The sequence below is a fragment of the Nocardia albiluteola genome (genome assembly GCF_018860155.1).
Lineage (GTDB): Bacteria > Actinomycetota > Actinomycetes > Mycobacteriales > Mycobacteriaceae > Nocardia > Nocardia albiluteola.
Genome location: NZ_JAHKNI010000018.1, coordinates 56,521 through 69,731, shown reverse-complemented (window position 1 = coordinate 69,731; position 13,211 = coordinate 56,521). Strand labels below are relative to the sequence as shown.

The window sequence follows — 13,211 nt, the reverse complement described above, 5'->3', positions numbered from 1 at the left end:
GCGGCATGACCGTGCCCGCCCTCCCGATGGGGGCGGGCCCGAAAGCCACCGGGCCGCACAGACATTCAAGGCGACCGAAGGAGTCGATGATGCCGATGAACGAACCCGGAAATCTGCCGGACGGCGCCCCGGTAGCTCGCAGAACACTGCTGGGCATGCTCGGCCTCGGTGCGACGGGGCTGGTCACCGCGCCGTACCTGCAATCCGGCTGGGAGGGCTTGCTGGCCAAGGCTTCTCAGAATGATCCGACCGGTCTCGCCGGTCTGCTCCCGAACCCGGCCGGGTTCCGGTACTACAGCGTTGTCGGCTCGGTCCCGCGCAAAGGCGAGAACGACTACACGCTGAAAATCGGCGGCCTGGTGAACCGGCCGCGGACGTACACGCTCGCGGACCTGCGCGCGTTGCCACAGGCCCGGGTCGTCCGCGATGTGCGGTGCACCGATGGCTGGCGCGTGGAAAAGGTGCCGTTCGAGGGTGTGAGGCTGTCCGACCTGCTCGAGGACTCCGGGGTGGGCGCGAGCGGAAGAGCCTTGAGTTTCGACTGTTTCGACGGCGCATACACCGAGAGCCTCACGCTCGAGCAGGCCCGGCGTTCCGATGTGCTGGTGGCGCTTCGGATGCAGGACGCGCCGATCACGCACGAGCACGGCGGCCCGGTCCGGCTCTATGTCGCGCCGATGTACTTCTACAAGTCCGCCAAATGGTTGTCCGGAATATCGGTCACCGAGCGGGTCGTCCCCGGCTATTGGGAACAGCGCGGATATGATGTGGACGGCTGGCTCTGATGGCACCCGGGATACGAAGGTTTACCACCGCGGAGCGAATGGTCCACCGCGCCACCGGAATGCTGATGCTGCTCTGCACGACGACCGCGGCGTTCCTCTATGTAGGGCCGCTGTCGCAACTACTGGGTCGTCGAGATCTCGTGGTGACCGTCCACGAGTGGTCGGGCGTGCTGCTGCCTGCGCCGGTCCTGCTGGGATTGTTCTCCTCGGCCTTCCGCGCCGATCTCCGCCGGCTGAACCGCTTCGCGCCCTACGACCGGCACTGGCTGCGTGCGGTCCGGGGCGGCCTGACCGCACGGTCGGACCGCCCCGCCGGCAAGTTCAATGCCGGGCAGAAGCTCTACGCGGGCTGGATCGCCGGGGCCGTGCTGGTGATGATGGGCACGGGCCTGCTGATGTGGTTCCAGCACCTGCTCACCGGAATCTCCCGGACCAGCGCGATCTTCGTGCACGACGTCTTCGCCTGGGCGATCGCGGCCGTGCTGGCGGGTCATATGCGCCTGGCGCTCCGGGATCCGGAGGCGCGGCGCGGTATGCGGACCGGATACGTCGAGCGGGTCTGGGCGGATCGGCGGCATCCTCGATGGTTGGTCGAGGAGCCGCCGATAACGCCCGAGACCGGCCGATCACTGCCCTGATCGCCGCAGCAGATCCGCACCGCAGTCCCGCCATCCTTCGAGTGGTGCGGGCCATGCTCATGGTGACTACGTCATCGGCTGCGTCAGTTGACAGATGTGGCGATAGGGGCGCGCGAACCACAGTGGGAGTCGCACAGCGTGCATCACCGTTCCTCGAAAGGACAACGACATGGTCGACATTCGACGCCCCCGTATCCGGCGCGCGGGCCGGGTGATCGCGGCGGTCACGGCCGCGGTGGCGGCGGGCAGCCTGGCTGTCGCGTGCACCGCGAGCACCACAACTCATGCCGGGCCGACCGAGGATGCGCCCAAGCCGACCGTCGTGCTGGTTCACGGCGCGTTCGCCGATGGTTCGAGTTGGAACGACGTCGTCGACAAACTCCACAAGGACGGCTATCCCGTTGTCGCGGCGGCGGATCCGCTGCGTGGTCCCACCGCCGACGCCACTACGGTGCGGGGGCTGATCAGCCATATCAGCGGACCCGTCGTCCTGGTCGGGCACTCGTATGGCGGATCGGTGATCAGTGCCGCCGCGGCGGGCAGCGATCAGGTCAAGGCGCTGGTGTACGTCGCGGCGTTCCTGCCCGCGGTCGGTGAGACTGCGCTGGAGCTGACCAACAAGTTCCCGGGATCCACACTGGCGGGCACGCTCGATCCCGTCGCGTTCACCAACCCGGATGGCAGCACGGGCACCGATCTGTACATCAAGCAGGACAAGTTCCACGACCAGTTCGCCGCCGACGTTCCCGCCGCCCGCGCCGCCCTGGCCGCCGCCTCCCAGCGCCCGGTCCTGCAGTCCGCGCTCGAGGAGAAGGCCACCGTGGCCGCCTGGACCGACAAGCCCAGCTGGGATGTGATCACCACTCAGGACAGCAATATCCCCGTCGCGGCGCAGCGGTTCATGGCCGAGCGGGCGCACGCCCATGTCACCGAGATCGCGGCCTCGCACTCGGTCGCCGTCTCGCATCCCGATCGAGTGGCCGAGGTCATCGAGAAGGCCGCCGCGAACTCGGCCCGCTGATCACCGCCGAAGGCGCCCGGTCGCTGACTGATGCATCGAAGGAAAAATCATGTCCGACAAGGAAATACGCACCGCTGACGTGGTGGTCATCGGGGCCGGCGCAGGGGCGGCCGAATGATCACCTATGACCGGCTGTACGTCGGCGGTTCCTGGATCGAACCGAGTGAACCGGCCCTACTGGAAATCCTCTCTCCGCATGATCGATCTGTGATCGGCCAGGCGGCACAGGCGCGACCCGACGATGTGGATCGTGCGGTGGCGGCGGCGGATTCAGCCTTCGAGAGTCGCGTGTGGCGCGACACCCCACCGGCCGAGCGAATCTCGATGCTGCGGCATTTCAATGCGCTGCGCGAGGCGCAAGCCGACCGCATCGCCGAGCTCATCACCACCGAAACCGGTTCGGCCGTATGGTTCACCAGGGCCGGGCAGGCCGGTCTCTCTCGGCAGGCGAACGCCTACCTGGTGGCCGCCGAGAATTTCGACTGGGTGCGCACGCTCACCCCGTCGGACCCGACCGCGCGGGTGCGCAGCGTGGTGCGGCGCGAACCGGTCGGCGTGGTGGCGGCGGTGATCCCATGGAATTCACCCTTCTCCGCTGCGACCTCGAAGATCCTGCCCGCCCTGCTCACCGGAAATTCGGTGGTGCTCAAGGCATCTCAGGAGAACTCACTGAGCATGGGGCTGCTGGCCGAGCTGATGGATCGGATCGGCCTGCCCGAAGGTGTGCTCAGCGTGCTGCCCGCCGATCGGGAAACCAGTGAGTACCTGATCTCGCATCCCCGGGTCGACAAGATCGCGTTCACCGGCTCAACCGGTGCCGGTCGCCGGATCGCCGCCATCGCCGGAACCCAGCTCAAGCGGGTGAGTCTCGAGCTGGGCGGCAAGTCCGCGGCGGTGATTCTGCCCGATGCGGATCTGACCGCGGTGATGGACGGCCTGAAATTCGCTTCCCTGCTGAACAATGGTGAATCGTGCATCGCGCAGACGCGGATCCTCGCCCCGCGCTCGCGCTACGAGGACGTGGTCACGGCGCTGGCGGCGCTGGTCGAGTCCTTACCGGTCGGTGACCCGCGCGATCCGGAAACCTTCATCGGGCCGATGGTTCGCGGCGACCAGCAGCAGCGCGTCCGCGAATACATCGAGATCGGTATCGGCGAAGGCGCGCGCCTCGTCTGCGGCGGCGCGCAGACCCCGCCCGGCTTGCGGAACGGCTTCTATGTCACACCAACGGTTTTCGCCGATGTGACATCGACCATGCGCATTGCCCGGGAAGAGATCTTCGGCCCGGTCCTGGTCGTGCTCGCCTACGACGACATCGATGACGCGGTGCACATGGCCAATGACTCCGACTACGGGCTCTCCGGGGGCGTGTGGTCCGCCGACGAGGCCGCGGCGCTGGATGTCGCCCGCCGGATCCGAACCGGCACGGTCACCGTCAACGGCGCCCCGATCGGATTCGACGGTCCCTTTGGCGGATTCAAGACCAGCGGGATAGGCCGTGAATTCGGCGCCGTCGGCCTGGGCCAGTACACCGAATACCAGACGATCACCGTCTGATACCGCTGGTAGGGTGGTCACGTGCTGATCGAGGAAGTCGACAGAATCTAGCCGCCCGGTCGAAGGCGGCGTGTCTGCTCATATCTGCTCGCGAGATCTGCTCGCGCCGAACCGCCTTCGTCTGCTTCCGCATTCCCTCGAATCAAGCGGCCCGCTCGTCTACGAGCAGGAAAGAGTCGACGACCCATGTCTTCATCCATGCAATCAGCGATCACCCTTCAGCACGTCTCCTTCGAATGGCCCGACGGAACTGTCGCGCTCTCCCGGCTCGATGGGGCCCTGACCACCGGGCGCACCGGACTGGTGGGGCGCAACGGCACCGGCAAATCGACCCTGCTGCGTTTGATCGCCGGAGTCCTCACCCCGACGTCGGGACGTATCGAAACCACCGGTGAGGTCGGTTACCTTCCGCAGACGCTCACCCTCGGCCGTCAGGAAACCATTGCCGAATTGCTCGGCGTCGCAGGCAAACTCGCTGCCCTGCGTGCCATCGAAGCCGGAGACACCGGCGAGGCGCACTTCGAGACGATCGGCGAGGATTGGGACATCGAAGCCCGCGCCGAGGAGGCGCTGCACGATATCGGTTTCGGCGCAGCCGATCTCGACCGGAAAGTGGGCGAGATCTCCGGTGGCGAAGCCGTGCTCGTCGCGATCACCGGGCTGCGCATCCGGCGCACGCCGATCACCCTGCTCGATGAGCCGACCAACAACCTCGACCGCGAAACTCGAACCAAGCTGGCCGAATTCGTGGACGTGTGGCCCGGCACCCTGGTGGTGGTGAGCCACGACCTCGAACTGCTCGAGCATATGGATTCCACCGCGGAACTGCACGGTGCGACGCTGGACGTGTTCGGCGGACCCTACAGCGCCTGGAAGCAGCATATCGAGCAGGAACAGGCGGCGGCCGCGCAAGCCGCACGCACCGCCGAGCAGGCGTTGAAAGTCGAGAAACGGCAACGTATCGAGGCCGAGACCAAGCTCGCCCGGCGTGAACGCACCGGCCGGGCCACCCAGCAGAACGGCGGCATACCCCGCATCCTCGCGGGCAACCGCGCCAGCAGCGCGCAGAGCTCGGCGGGCGCGATGCGCATCACCCTCGACGCGAAAGTGCGTGCGGCCCAGGAGGTTCTGGATGCCGCGGCGGGCCGGGTTCGCCGGGAGGAGCACATTCACCTCGAACTGCCCGATCCGGACGTGCCGCGCGGCCGCCGCATCGCGGAATTGCGCGACGGTGATCGGAGCATCGTCGTCCAGGGGCCGGAGCGGGTCGCGCTGGTCGGGCGCAACGGTGCGGGGAAGACGACCTTGATCGAGAACCTGATCAACGGTCGCGATCCGGAACGCGGCACGCTGTTCACCGACCGGATCGGATATCTGCCGCAACGACTGGACGGTCTGGACGAGCAGGCGGGTGCGCTCGAGAACGTCCACGCGGTGGCGCCCGCTACCGCGCCGGGCACGATCCGCAATCGGCTGGCCCGGCTGCTGTTGCGCGGCAGCAGCGTCGAACGCCCGGTCTCGACGCTGTCCGGCGGTGAGCGGTTCCGAGTGTCGCTGGCACGCTTACTGTTCGCCGATCCGCCGGCGCAGTTGCTGATCCTCGACGAGCCGACGAACAACCTCGACATCGCGAGCGTCGACCAACTGGTCGAAGCCCTGGCCGACTATCGCGGCGCGATTCTCGTTGTCAGCCACGACTATCCGTTCCTGCACCGGATCGGGATCGACACGATCATCGAGCTCGAGGCCGGCGGTCGAATGCGGCGCCGCGGCGCCCTGTAGACCGCACACCGCCGGGCCCAGTTGTGTGGCTGGGCCCGGCGGTCTCGGGCGGGTCAGAGATGGTCGGCGTCGATGATCGCCTGGGCGAACGGGTGCGGCGCCTCCTGCGGGACGTTGTGCCCGATGCCGTCGAGGACGCGATGCTCGTGTTTGCCGGTGTACCTGGCGGCGTAGGGCTTTCCGTCCTTGGCCGCGCCGTCGAAGTCGCTGCCGATGGTGATGGCGGGCACCGTGATGGCAGGCCCGGTGGCGAGTTGCTGTTCGTAGGCGTCGTATTGGGGCTCACCAGGCGCGAGGCTCAGGCGCCAACGGTAGTTGGAGATGACGATGTCGACGTGATCGGGATTGTCGAAGGCCGGTGCGGTGCGGTCGTAGGTGGCGTCGTCGAAATTCCAGGCCGGGGAGGCGCGCTTCCAGATCAGCTTGTTGAAGTCGTGCCGGTTGCGGCTGTAGCCCAGGCGGCCGCGTTCGGTAGCGAAGTAGTACTGATACCACCAGCCCAGCTCGGCCTCCGGCGCCAGCGGCTGCTGCTGGGCCGCCTGCACTGTCACGATGTACCCGCTCACCGCCACGATCGCCTTGACCCGCTGCGGCCACAACGCGGCGATGATGTCCACCGTCCTGGCGCCCCAGTCGTATCCACCGAACACCGCCTTGTCGATGTGCAGAGCATCCATGAAATCGACGATGTCGCGGGCAATGGCCGACTGCTGCCCGTTGCGGACCGTCTGCGCGGACAGGAAGGTCGTCGCGCCGTAGCCCCGCAGGAACGGCACCAGCACCCGGTACCCGGCGGCCGCCAGCAGCGGCCCGACATCGGCATAGCTGTAGGCGTCGTAGGGCCAGCCGTGCAGCAGGATCACCGGTTGCCCGGTGCTGGGCCCGAATTCGGCGTACGCGACGCTGAGGACACCGGCGTCGATCTGCTTGATCGGGCCCAGCGTGGTGTTCTCGCCCGAGCCCTTCCGCAGTTCCGCGCCGGGAACCGGGGTCGTGGTCGCGGGTGCGGCGGCGGAGTCCGGGCCGCAGGCGCTGAGCGAGGCCGCGGTCAGGCTCGCCGTGCCCGCGGCGAGCGCACCACCGAAAAATCGTCTGCTGATGTTCATGACATCGACGCTATGGACCGCGCGGTGACGGTCGCGAGCGTCGGATGACGTAATCGGTGTCGGTGGCCCGCACGGAAGAACGGCTACCCGGGGATGTCCTCCTCGGCCGGCAGCAATGCCGCGAGATCACCCCGCGAGCTGATCCCGAGCTTCGGGAAGATCCGGTGCAGATGGGTGCTCACGGTCCGATGCGACAGGTACAACCGCTGCCCGATCTCCCGATTGGTCAATCCCTGCGCCGCCAATTGCGCGATGCTCAGCTCGTGCGGGGTGAGCCGCTCGCGGGCGTCCGGATCCCGATTCGGGCTCGATTCGCCCGCGCTGCGCAGTTCGAGCCGGGCCCGCTCACTCCACGCCGTGAAGCCGAGCGCGTCGAAAGTCTCCCGGGCCGTGCGCAGATGCGTGCGGGATTCCGCCACCCGGCGCTGCCGGCGCAGCCACTCGCCATACGCGAGATGCAGACGGCCGCGCTCGGCCGGCCAGCCCGTAAGATCGGCCGCCAGGGCGGCCTCGAACAGCTTCCCAGCCGAATCGCCGGCGAGAACCGCTCGGGCATAACGCAACCCGATGTGCAGCGCGGGCGAAGACGTGGCCGCCGCAATCGGTTCCAGGCCGCGCAGCAATTCCGCCGCGGCCTCGGTCTGCCCGGCGCGAACGGCGGCCTCGGCCGTTTCGGTGAGGAAGCACGCGCGCAAGGTCAGCGAGTAGGACGGGTCGCGCGGATCGTGAATGCGCGTCAGATCGGTGAAGGCATCCTCGAATCGCCCCTCGCCCAGCGCGACGAGTCCCCGGGCGAGCTGAACCGTGGCCAGCACCGGCCGCGCGCCCGCGGCCAGCCCGGTCCGTTCGGCATCCGCCGCGAAGGTCCTCGCGGCCTCGTAATCGCCGCGCAGCGCCGCGATTTCGGCCTGTACCGCGGTCACCACCGCTTGCATGAACGGCGCCGCCGTCTCTCCGGCGAAAGTCACGGCCTCGGCCGCGATGGGCGCGGCGGCGTTGAGGTCACCGAGCCGGGCCAGGCTCCACGCCTGGATCGCGAGTGCCCGGGTCAGCAGCCCCAGCCGTCCGGCGGACCGGAACGCCGGGGCGGCCGCACCGGCGAAGTGCGCCGCCAGATCGAAGGCCCCGACCTGATAGGCCGCGCTGCTGAGGAAGTGGTCGACCTCCGGATCGCGCCCGGTCACCGCGGCCAGCGCCCGCAACTGCCCGAGGACCTGTTCGCCACGGTCCAACGGAGCCACGATCGAGTCGATCGCCAGCTTGCGCGGGTCACCGTCGGGAATACCGAAGGTGTCCGCGACCGCGAGCACCGCGCGCCGGGTCTCAGGTCCCGGTTCGGCCCAGAAGCACCGCATGGCCGCACCCCACATGATCCGCAGCGCGGGATCCGTATACCCGTCCGCGGCAACCGAGGCTGCCAGCTTCGCGAGTTCGCCGATGCGCGACGGGCTTTCGCGCATGCCGTCCTCGAACCCGCTCAGCAGCCAGTTGGCGGTGGCCTCCTGCGCGGCGGTGAGCGGCAGCGCGCGGGCGGCGTCGACCAGTCGTTCGGTGGTGGCCCGGTGCCCGGAGTCGACGGCCAGTTCGGCCGCGCGCAGCAGGCGATCCGCCCGCCGGGCGGGAGTGGCGCTCAGATCCGCGGCCCGTTCGAGCGCTGTGACCGCGCCGCCACGATGCCGGGACCGTTCAGCGGCCTCCTCGAGAGCGGTGGCCACCTGCTCGTCGGCACCGGTGGCGCCCGCCGCCCGATGCCACACCTGGCGATCGGGCGAGCCCGCGAGCAGATCGGCGAGCGCGAGGTGGGCGTGGCTACGTTCCTCGGGCGTCGCCGCCGCGGCGAGGGCCGAGCGGACCAGAGGATGGCGGAAGGTCACCGTGCCCGAACCGAGGGTGATCAGCTTGGCCGCCACGGCCGGCGCGAGCACCTCGGTCCCCACCGGCGAGCCGAGGAGAATCCCGGCGGCGGCCAGTGTTTCGGTCACCGAGTCACCATCGTCGAGCGCCGCGACCAGCAATGCCGATCGGGTGCGGTCGGGCAGCGCGGCGCCGCGCGCCGAGAACGCGCGCTCGAGGCGCTCGGTCAGCGGCAGCGTCACGGCCGGTCCGCCGAGTTCAGCCGCGGCCGTTGGCAGTTCGGTCAGGGCGAGCGGATTGCCGTGCGCCTCGGCGAGTACCCGGTGACGGATGGGGGCGGACAGGCCCGGCGCAATGCTGTCGAGCAGCGCCTTCGCGTCGTCCTCCGGCAGCGGACCCAGACACAGGGCGGTCAGTCCGGCCTCGCGCAGCGGCGAGTCGCTGCCCCCACGCGCCGTGGCGAGCAGGGCGAGGGGTTCGGAGTCGACGCGACGCGCGACGAACGCGAGCACCTCGGCACTGGCGGGATCGAGCCAGTGCACATCCTCGGCAATCACCAGCACCGACTGTTCGGCCGCCAGATCGGCAAGCAGCGTCAATGTGGCCAGACCCACCAGGTGCAAGCTCGGCTCGCCCTCGGCATCCGACATCCCCAATGCGGTCGTCAGCGCGTCGAACTGCCGGGCCGGAAGGGTGTCGAAAGTGCGGCGCAGGGGGTACAGCAGCCGCTGTAGTGCGGCGTAGTTGAGGCTGTGCTCGGCTTCCGCACCGGCGGTGCGCAATACTCGCAGCCCCGCGCGGGCCGCCTTCGCTACGGTCTCGTCCACGAGCGTCGACTTCCCGATCCCGGGTTCCCCCTCGATCAGGATGCCGTTCCGGCCAACGGGGTCGTCCACGAGTGCCGTCAGGTCTCTCAGTTCGGTGTGTCGTCCGACCATCGGCATGTGCGGCGTTCTCCTCCCGGGCACGTGACGGCGTACGCGACCCGCCGCGACCTTACCGAAGCAGGATTACGTCACCCCAGCGTCACATGACAGATTCGGCGACCCGGCCCCGGCGGCCAGGGTTATCGCCATGACAACGGTTCGCTTTCATCTCTTCTCCACCCTGCCCCCCGCCGAGGTGGTGCGGGTTCTCACCGATTTTTCGCCTGCCCGCACCGAGATGTGGCCGAGCATCGACACCGAGCATTTCGTCGTCCACGACCGCGGCGACAACTGGGCCGAGGTCACCGAGGGCACCGCCGCCGCTTGGGAGCGTGCCCGCTACCAGTGGAATCCGGACGGCGACACCGTCACGGTCACCACATTGGACTCCAAGCTCTTCGGCGCGGGCGGCGGCTGGGTCTTCCGGGTCACCTCCGAATCGGACGGCACCCGAGTCGATGTCGAACTCACCCGGACTCCGCGGGCGTTCAAGGGCAAGCTGCTGGCAGCCCTCCTGCCACTGGCCTCGTCCTCGCTGCGCAAATCGTTCTCCGGCCCGCTACGGGCGGCGTGATGTCCGTGCCACCGCCTGCTCGGGACGCCGGCCCGCTCGCACCCGGTGTCCACTGAAGCCGCGCAGGCCGCTCGAACAAAAAAGCTTCGCACCGTGGTCGGTGCGAAGCTCTTCACGAACTCGGGATGAATCAGATGACGCTGACGTCCACGGCTTGGGGGCCCTTCTGGCCCTGCTCCACCGAGAACTCGACACGCTGACCCTCATCGAGGGATTTGTAACCCGCGCCGCTCACGGCCGAGTAATGCACGAAGACGTCCGGGCCGCCTCCGTCTTGAGCGATGAAGCCGAAGCCCTTTTCACCGTTGAACCACTTCACGCTGCCTTGAGTCATGCTGTAAACAACTTCTCTTCTGTAGTGAGTCGGGCAAATTTTGGTAAGGAGCCCGTCCTCGACCCTCACTATGCCATGACCTCCGACGATCCCTCGCATCGTGCTTCGGCCGTACTGATCACATGGCAGATCACCGCGAAGCGTAGTGGAAGGTATGGGCTGGGGCCGGTAGTCGCCTCACTTCGTGTGTTGACCAGTACGCTGGTCATTGGTCCCGGTGATTGCCGAGCCGCTCGAGGCCTCTCTGCGGTCCTGTTTCTCGAATCGCGATGCCGCCCGAATCACTCGGAGAGGCGAATGTGGCACTGACCGCAGGCGAACCAAATGACCAAGATTCCACTGGCACCTCGGCGCAGCAGGATGATGCTGCGGACGACATCTGGGATGAGGACGAGTCTCCGGCGCTGCGTCGGGCGCGCAAGGAAGCGGAGGTCACCTCCGGTGGAGACTCGATACGGGCGTATCTGAAGCAGATCGGGCGAGTTCCCCTACTCTCCGCGGCCGAGGAGGTCGATCTCGCGGTCCGGATCGAAGTCGGTCTGTATGCGGTGCAGAAACTGCAGGCCGAATGCGAGGGGCCCCCGGATCTCACGATCGCACGTCACCGAGACCTGACCTGGCTCGTACAGGACGGCATCGCGGCCAGAGATCATCTGCTCGAGGCAAACCTGCGGCTGGTGGTGTCGATCGCCAAACGGTACAGCGGGCGGGGCATGGCCTTCCTCGACCTGATCCAGGAGGGCAATGTGGGTCTGGTGCGGGCGGTCGAAAAGTTCGACTACAGCAGAGGATTCAAGTTCTCGACCTATGCCACATGGTGGATTCGCCAGGCGATTTCTCGCGCCATGGCCGACCAGGCCCGCACCATACGAATCCCCGTGCACATGGTGGAGATCATCAACAAGCTTGCGCGTGTAGAGCGCGAACTGCTGCAGCAGCTGGGCCGCGAGGCAACAGCCCAGGAGCTTGCCACGGAATTAGGTATTACACCCGCGAAGGTTCTCGAGGTTCGGCAAATCGCGCGGGAACCGATCTCGTTGGACCAGACGCTCGGTGACGAGGGCGCGACCCAGTTCGGCGATTTCATCGAAGACTCCGAGGCTGTCGTGGCCGTCGAGAAGGTAGCGTTCACTCTGCTGCAGGAGCAGTTGCGGTCGGTACTCGACACGCTCAGCGAGCGCGAAGCCGGCGTCATGCGCCTGCGTTACGGCCTGAGTGATGGGAAGCCTCGAACGCTCGACGACATCGGGAAGGTTTACGGCGTCACCCGTGAGCGGATCCGGCAGATCGAGTCGAAGACGATGTCGAAGCTACGTCACCCATCGCGCTCACAGTTGCTACGGGATTACCTCGAATAGTGGGCAATGGTCCTGCGGATGGGCTGTAGACGTGAGATGCGGTGTAGTGTCGGAACTTTCATTCGGCGTTCTGCCGTGGGCCGGTGGTCCGCAGGGGTGCGCCGACGTGGTGCAGATGCTTCAGTGCCTCGCGGTACGAGGAGATCAGCCCGGTCTCGTGGTAGGGCACGCCGATTTCGGCGCAGTAGTCGCGGACGATCACCTGGGCGTGACGCAGGTTCGGGGTCGGCATGCTCGGGAACAGGTGGTGCTCGATCTGATAGTTGAGTCCGCCGAGGGCGAGGTCGGTCAACACGCCGCCCCGCACGTCGCGGGAGGTCAGCACTTGCCGGCGTAGGTAGTCGGGGCGGTCGTCGCCGATCAGAGTCGGCATGCCCTTGTGGTTCGGGGCGAAGATGCAGCCCATGTACAGGCCGAACATCGCTTGGTGGACAGCGAGGAACGCGAACGCTTTGTCGGCGGGCAGAACCGCGAACAGTGCGGCCAGATAGGCGGCGAAGTGGCCGAACAACAGCGCCCCCTCCAGTCCGCGGTGTTTGACCGATCGGCTTGCGAGCGCACGGACGCCGGACAGGTGGAGGTTCAGGCCCAACAGCATCAGCAGGGGGAAGAACAGGAATGCCTGTGCCCTCGCGATGAGACGAGGCAGGCCACGGCTGGCCTGTGCTTGCCGTTGTGACCAGAGGAGAATGTCGGGTGCGACATCGGGGTCGAGTTCCTCGTGGTTCGGGTTGGCGTGATGCCGGGTGTGCTTGTCCTGCCACCAGCCGTACGCCAGGCCTATTCCGGCGTTGCCCACGACCCGGCCCACGATCTCCGTCGGCCGCCGTAGCCGGAAGACTTGGCGGTGCGCGACATCGTGCATGACCAGGGCGACCTGAGCGCACGCCACGGCCATGAATGCCGCAACCATGAGCGTCCACCACGAGTCACCGACCAGCACGAACGCCGCCCAGCCGGCCGTGAACGCGATCCCGACTAGGCTGAGCCGGACCGTGTAGTAGAGGGGACGCCGGGTCATCAGTCCCGCGTCGGAGATCCGGCGCAACAGACGGGCGTAATCACCGTCGGCTCCGGGTCGCGCTGATCGTGGAAATGACTCTGGAACCAAGGCTGGTGTGGTCATGAATCTTCCTGAGAGCTGGGTCGGAGATGCCAACTTCGCCCGTCCTCGATGCCGATCGACCGATGTCGATCGGAGCTTCGATTTCAGCGGGAGCTGTTTGTGTGTCGAGAGCGGGAGTGACGATTCGAAGTTATCGACCGGATTCTCGTT

At 67.3% G+C, this 13,211-nt stretch carries 10 protein-coding genes and 1 pseudogene; 7 read left to right on the top strand and 4 right to left on the bottom strand.

Annotated features, from left to right (window positions below):
* The first annotated feature begins 95 nt into the window (after positions 1–95).
* The 5 genes from KO481_RS36640 to KO481_RS36620 all read left to right on the top strand — a co-directional run bounded on the left by KO481_RS36640 (position 96) and on the right by KO481_RS36620 (position 5,783).
* Positions 96–785, top strand: a complete 690-nt coding sequence (locus KO481_RS36640; RefSeq protein WP_245402050.1) for a molybdopterin-dependent oxidoreductase — start codon at positions 96–98, stop codon at positions 783–785.
* Positions 785–1,423, top strand: coding sequence for a cytochrome b/b6 domain-containing protein (locus KO481_RS36635; protein ID WP_281066261.1), 639 nt, complete (start codon positions 785–787; stop codon positions 1,421–1,423). The genes KO481_RS36640 and KO481_RS36635 overlap by 1 nt, the downstream gene beginning before the upstream one ends.
* A 169-nt stretch (positions 1,424–1,592) precedes the next feature.
* The gene (locus KO481_RS36630; RefSeq protein ID WP_215923127.1) at positions 1,593–2,444 is read left to right on the top strand and encodes an alpha/beta fold hydrolase; all 852 of its coding nucleotides are present in this window, start codon (positions 1,593–1,595) and stop codon (positions 2,442–2,444) included.
* A gap of 114 nt (positions 2,445–2,558) precedes the next feature.
* Positions 2,559–4,001: an aldehyde dehydrogenase gene (locus KO481_RS36625; RefSeq protein WP_215923126.1), complete on the top strand. Its 1,443-nt coding sequence runs from the start codon at positions 2,559–2,561 to the stop codon at positions 3,999–4,001.
* Positions 4,002–4,187: 186 nt separating this feature from the next.
* Positions 4,188–5,783 carry an ABC-F family ATP-binding cassette domain-containing protein gene (locus KO481_RS36620; RefSeq protein WP_215923125.1) on the top strand — a complete coding sequence of 532 codons (1,596 nt, stop codon included), beginning with the start codon at positions 4,188–4,190 and terminating at the stop codon, positions 5,781–5,783.
* Positions 5,784–5,836: 53 nt separating this feature from the next.
* On the opposite strand, the gene KO481_RS36615 is transcribed toward KO481_RS36620, so the two are convergent.
* Together KO481_RS36615 and KO481_RS36610 are read right to left on the bottom strand one after the other, a co-directional pair.
* Positions 5,837–6,889: an alpha/beta fold hydrolase gene (locus tag KO481_RS36615; protein ID WP_215923124.1), complete on the bottom strand. Its 1,053-nt coding sequence runs from the start codon at positions 6,887–6,889 to the stop codon at positions 5,837–5,839.
* Between the two features lie 83 nt (positions 6,890–6,972).
* Complete coding sequence (locus tag KO481_RS36610; RefSeq protein WP_215923123.1) at positions 6,973–9,687, bottom strand: ATP-binding protein; 2,715 nt, start codon at positions 9,685–9,687, stop codon at positions 6,973–6,975.
* 130 nt (positions 9,688–9,817) lie between these two features.
* On the opposite strand from KO481_RS36610, the gene KO481_RS36605 reads away from it, so the two are divergent.
* Positions 9,818–10,243, top strand: a complete 426-nt coding sequence (locus KO481_RS36605) for an SRPBCC family protein (RefSeq protein ID WP_215923122.1) — start codon at positions 9,818–9,820, stop codon at positions 10,241–10,243.
* Positions 10,244–10,373: 130 nt separating this feature from the next.
* Here KO481_RS36605 and KO481_RS36600 read toward each other — a convergent pair whose 3' ends face one another.
* On the bottom strand, positions 10,374–10,577 hold the full coding sequence (locus KO481_RS36600) for a cold-shock protein (protein ID WP_215923121.1): 204 nt from the start codon (positions 10,575–10,577) through the stop codon (positions 10,374–10,376).
* A gap of 305 nt (positions 10,578–10,882) precedes the next feature.
* Here KO481_RS36600 and KO481_RS36595 point away from each other — a divergent pair.
* Positions 10,883–11,935, top strand: a pseudogene (locus tag KO481_RS36595) (RNA polymerase sigma factor); the annotation flags it as partial.
* Between the two features lie 58 nt (positions 11,936–11,993).
* Here the strand turns inward: KO481_RS36595 and KO481_RS36590 are convergent.
* A complete protein-coding gene (locus KO481_RS36590; RefSeq protein ID WP_215923119.1) occupies positions 11,994–13,061 on the bottom strand; it encodes a fatty acid desaturase family protein in 1,068 nt (355 codons plus the stop codon).
* Between the last annotated feature and the right edge of the window lie 150 nt (positions 13,062–13,211).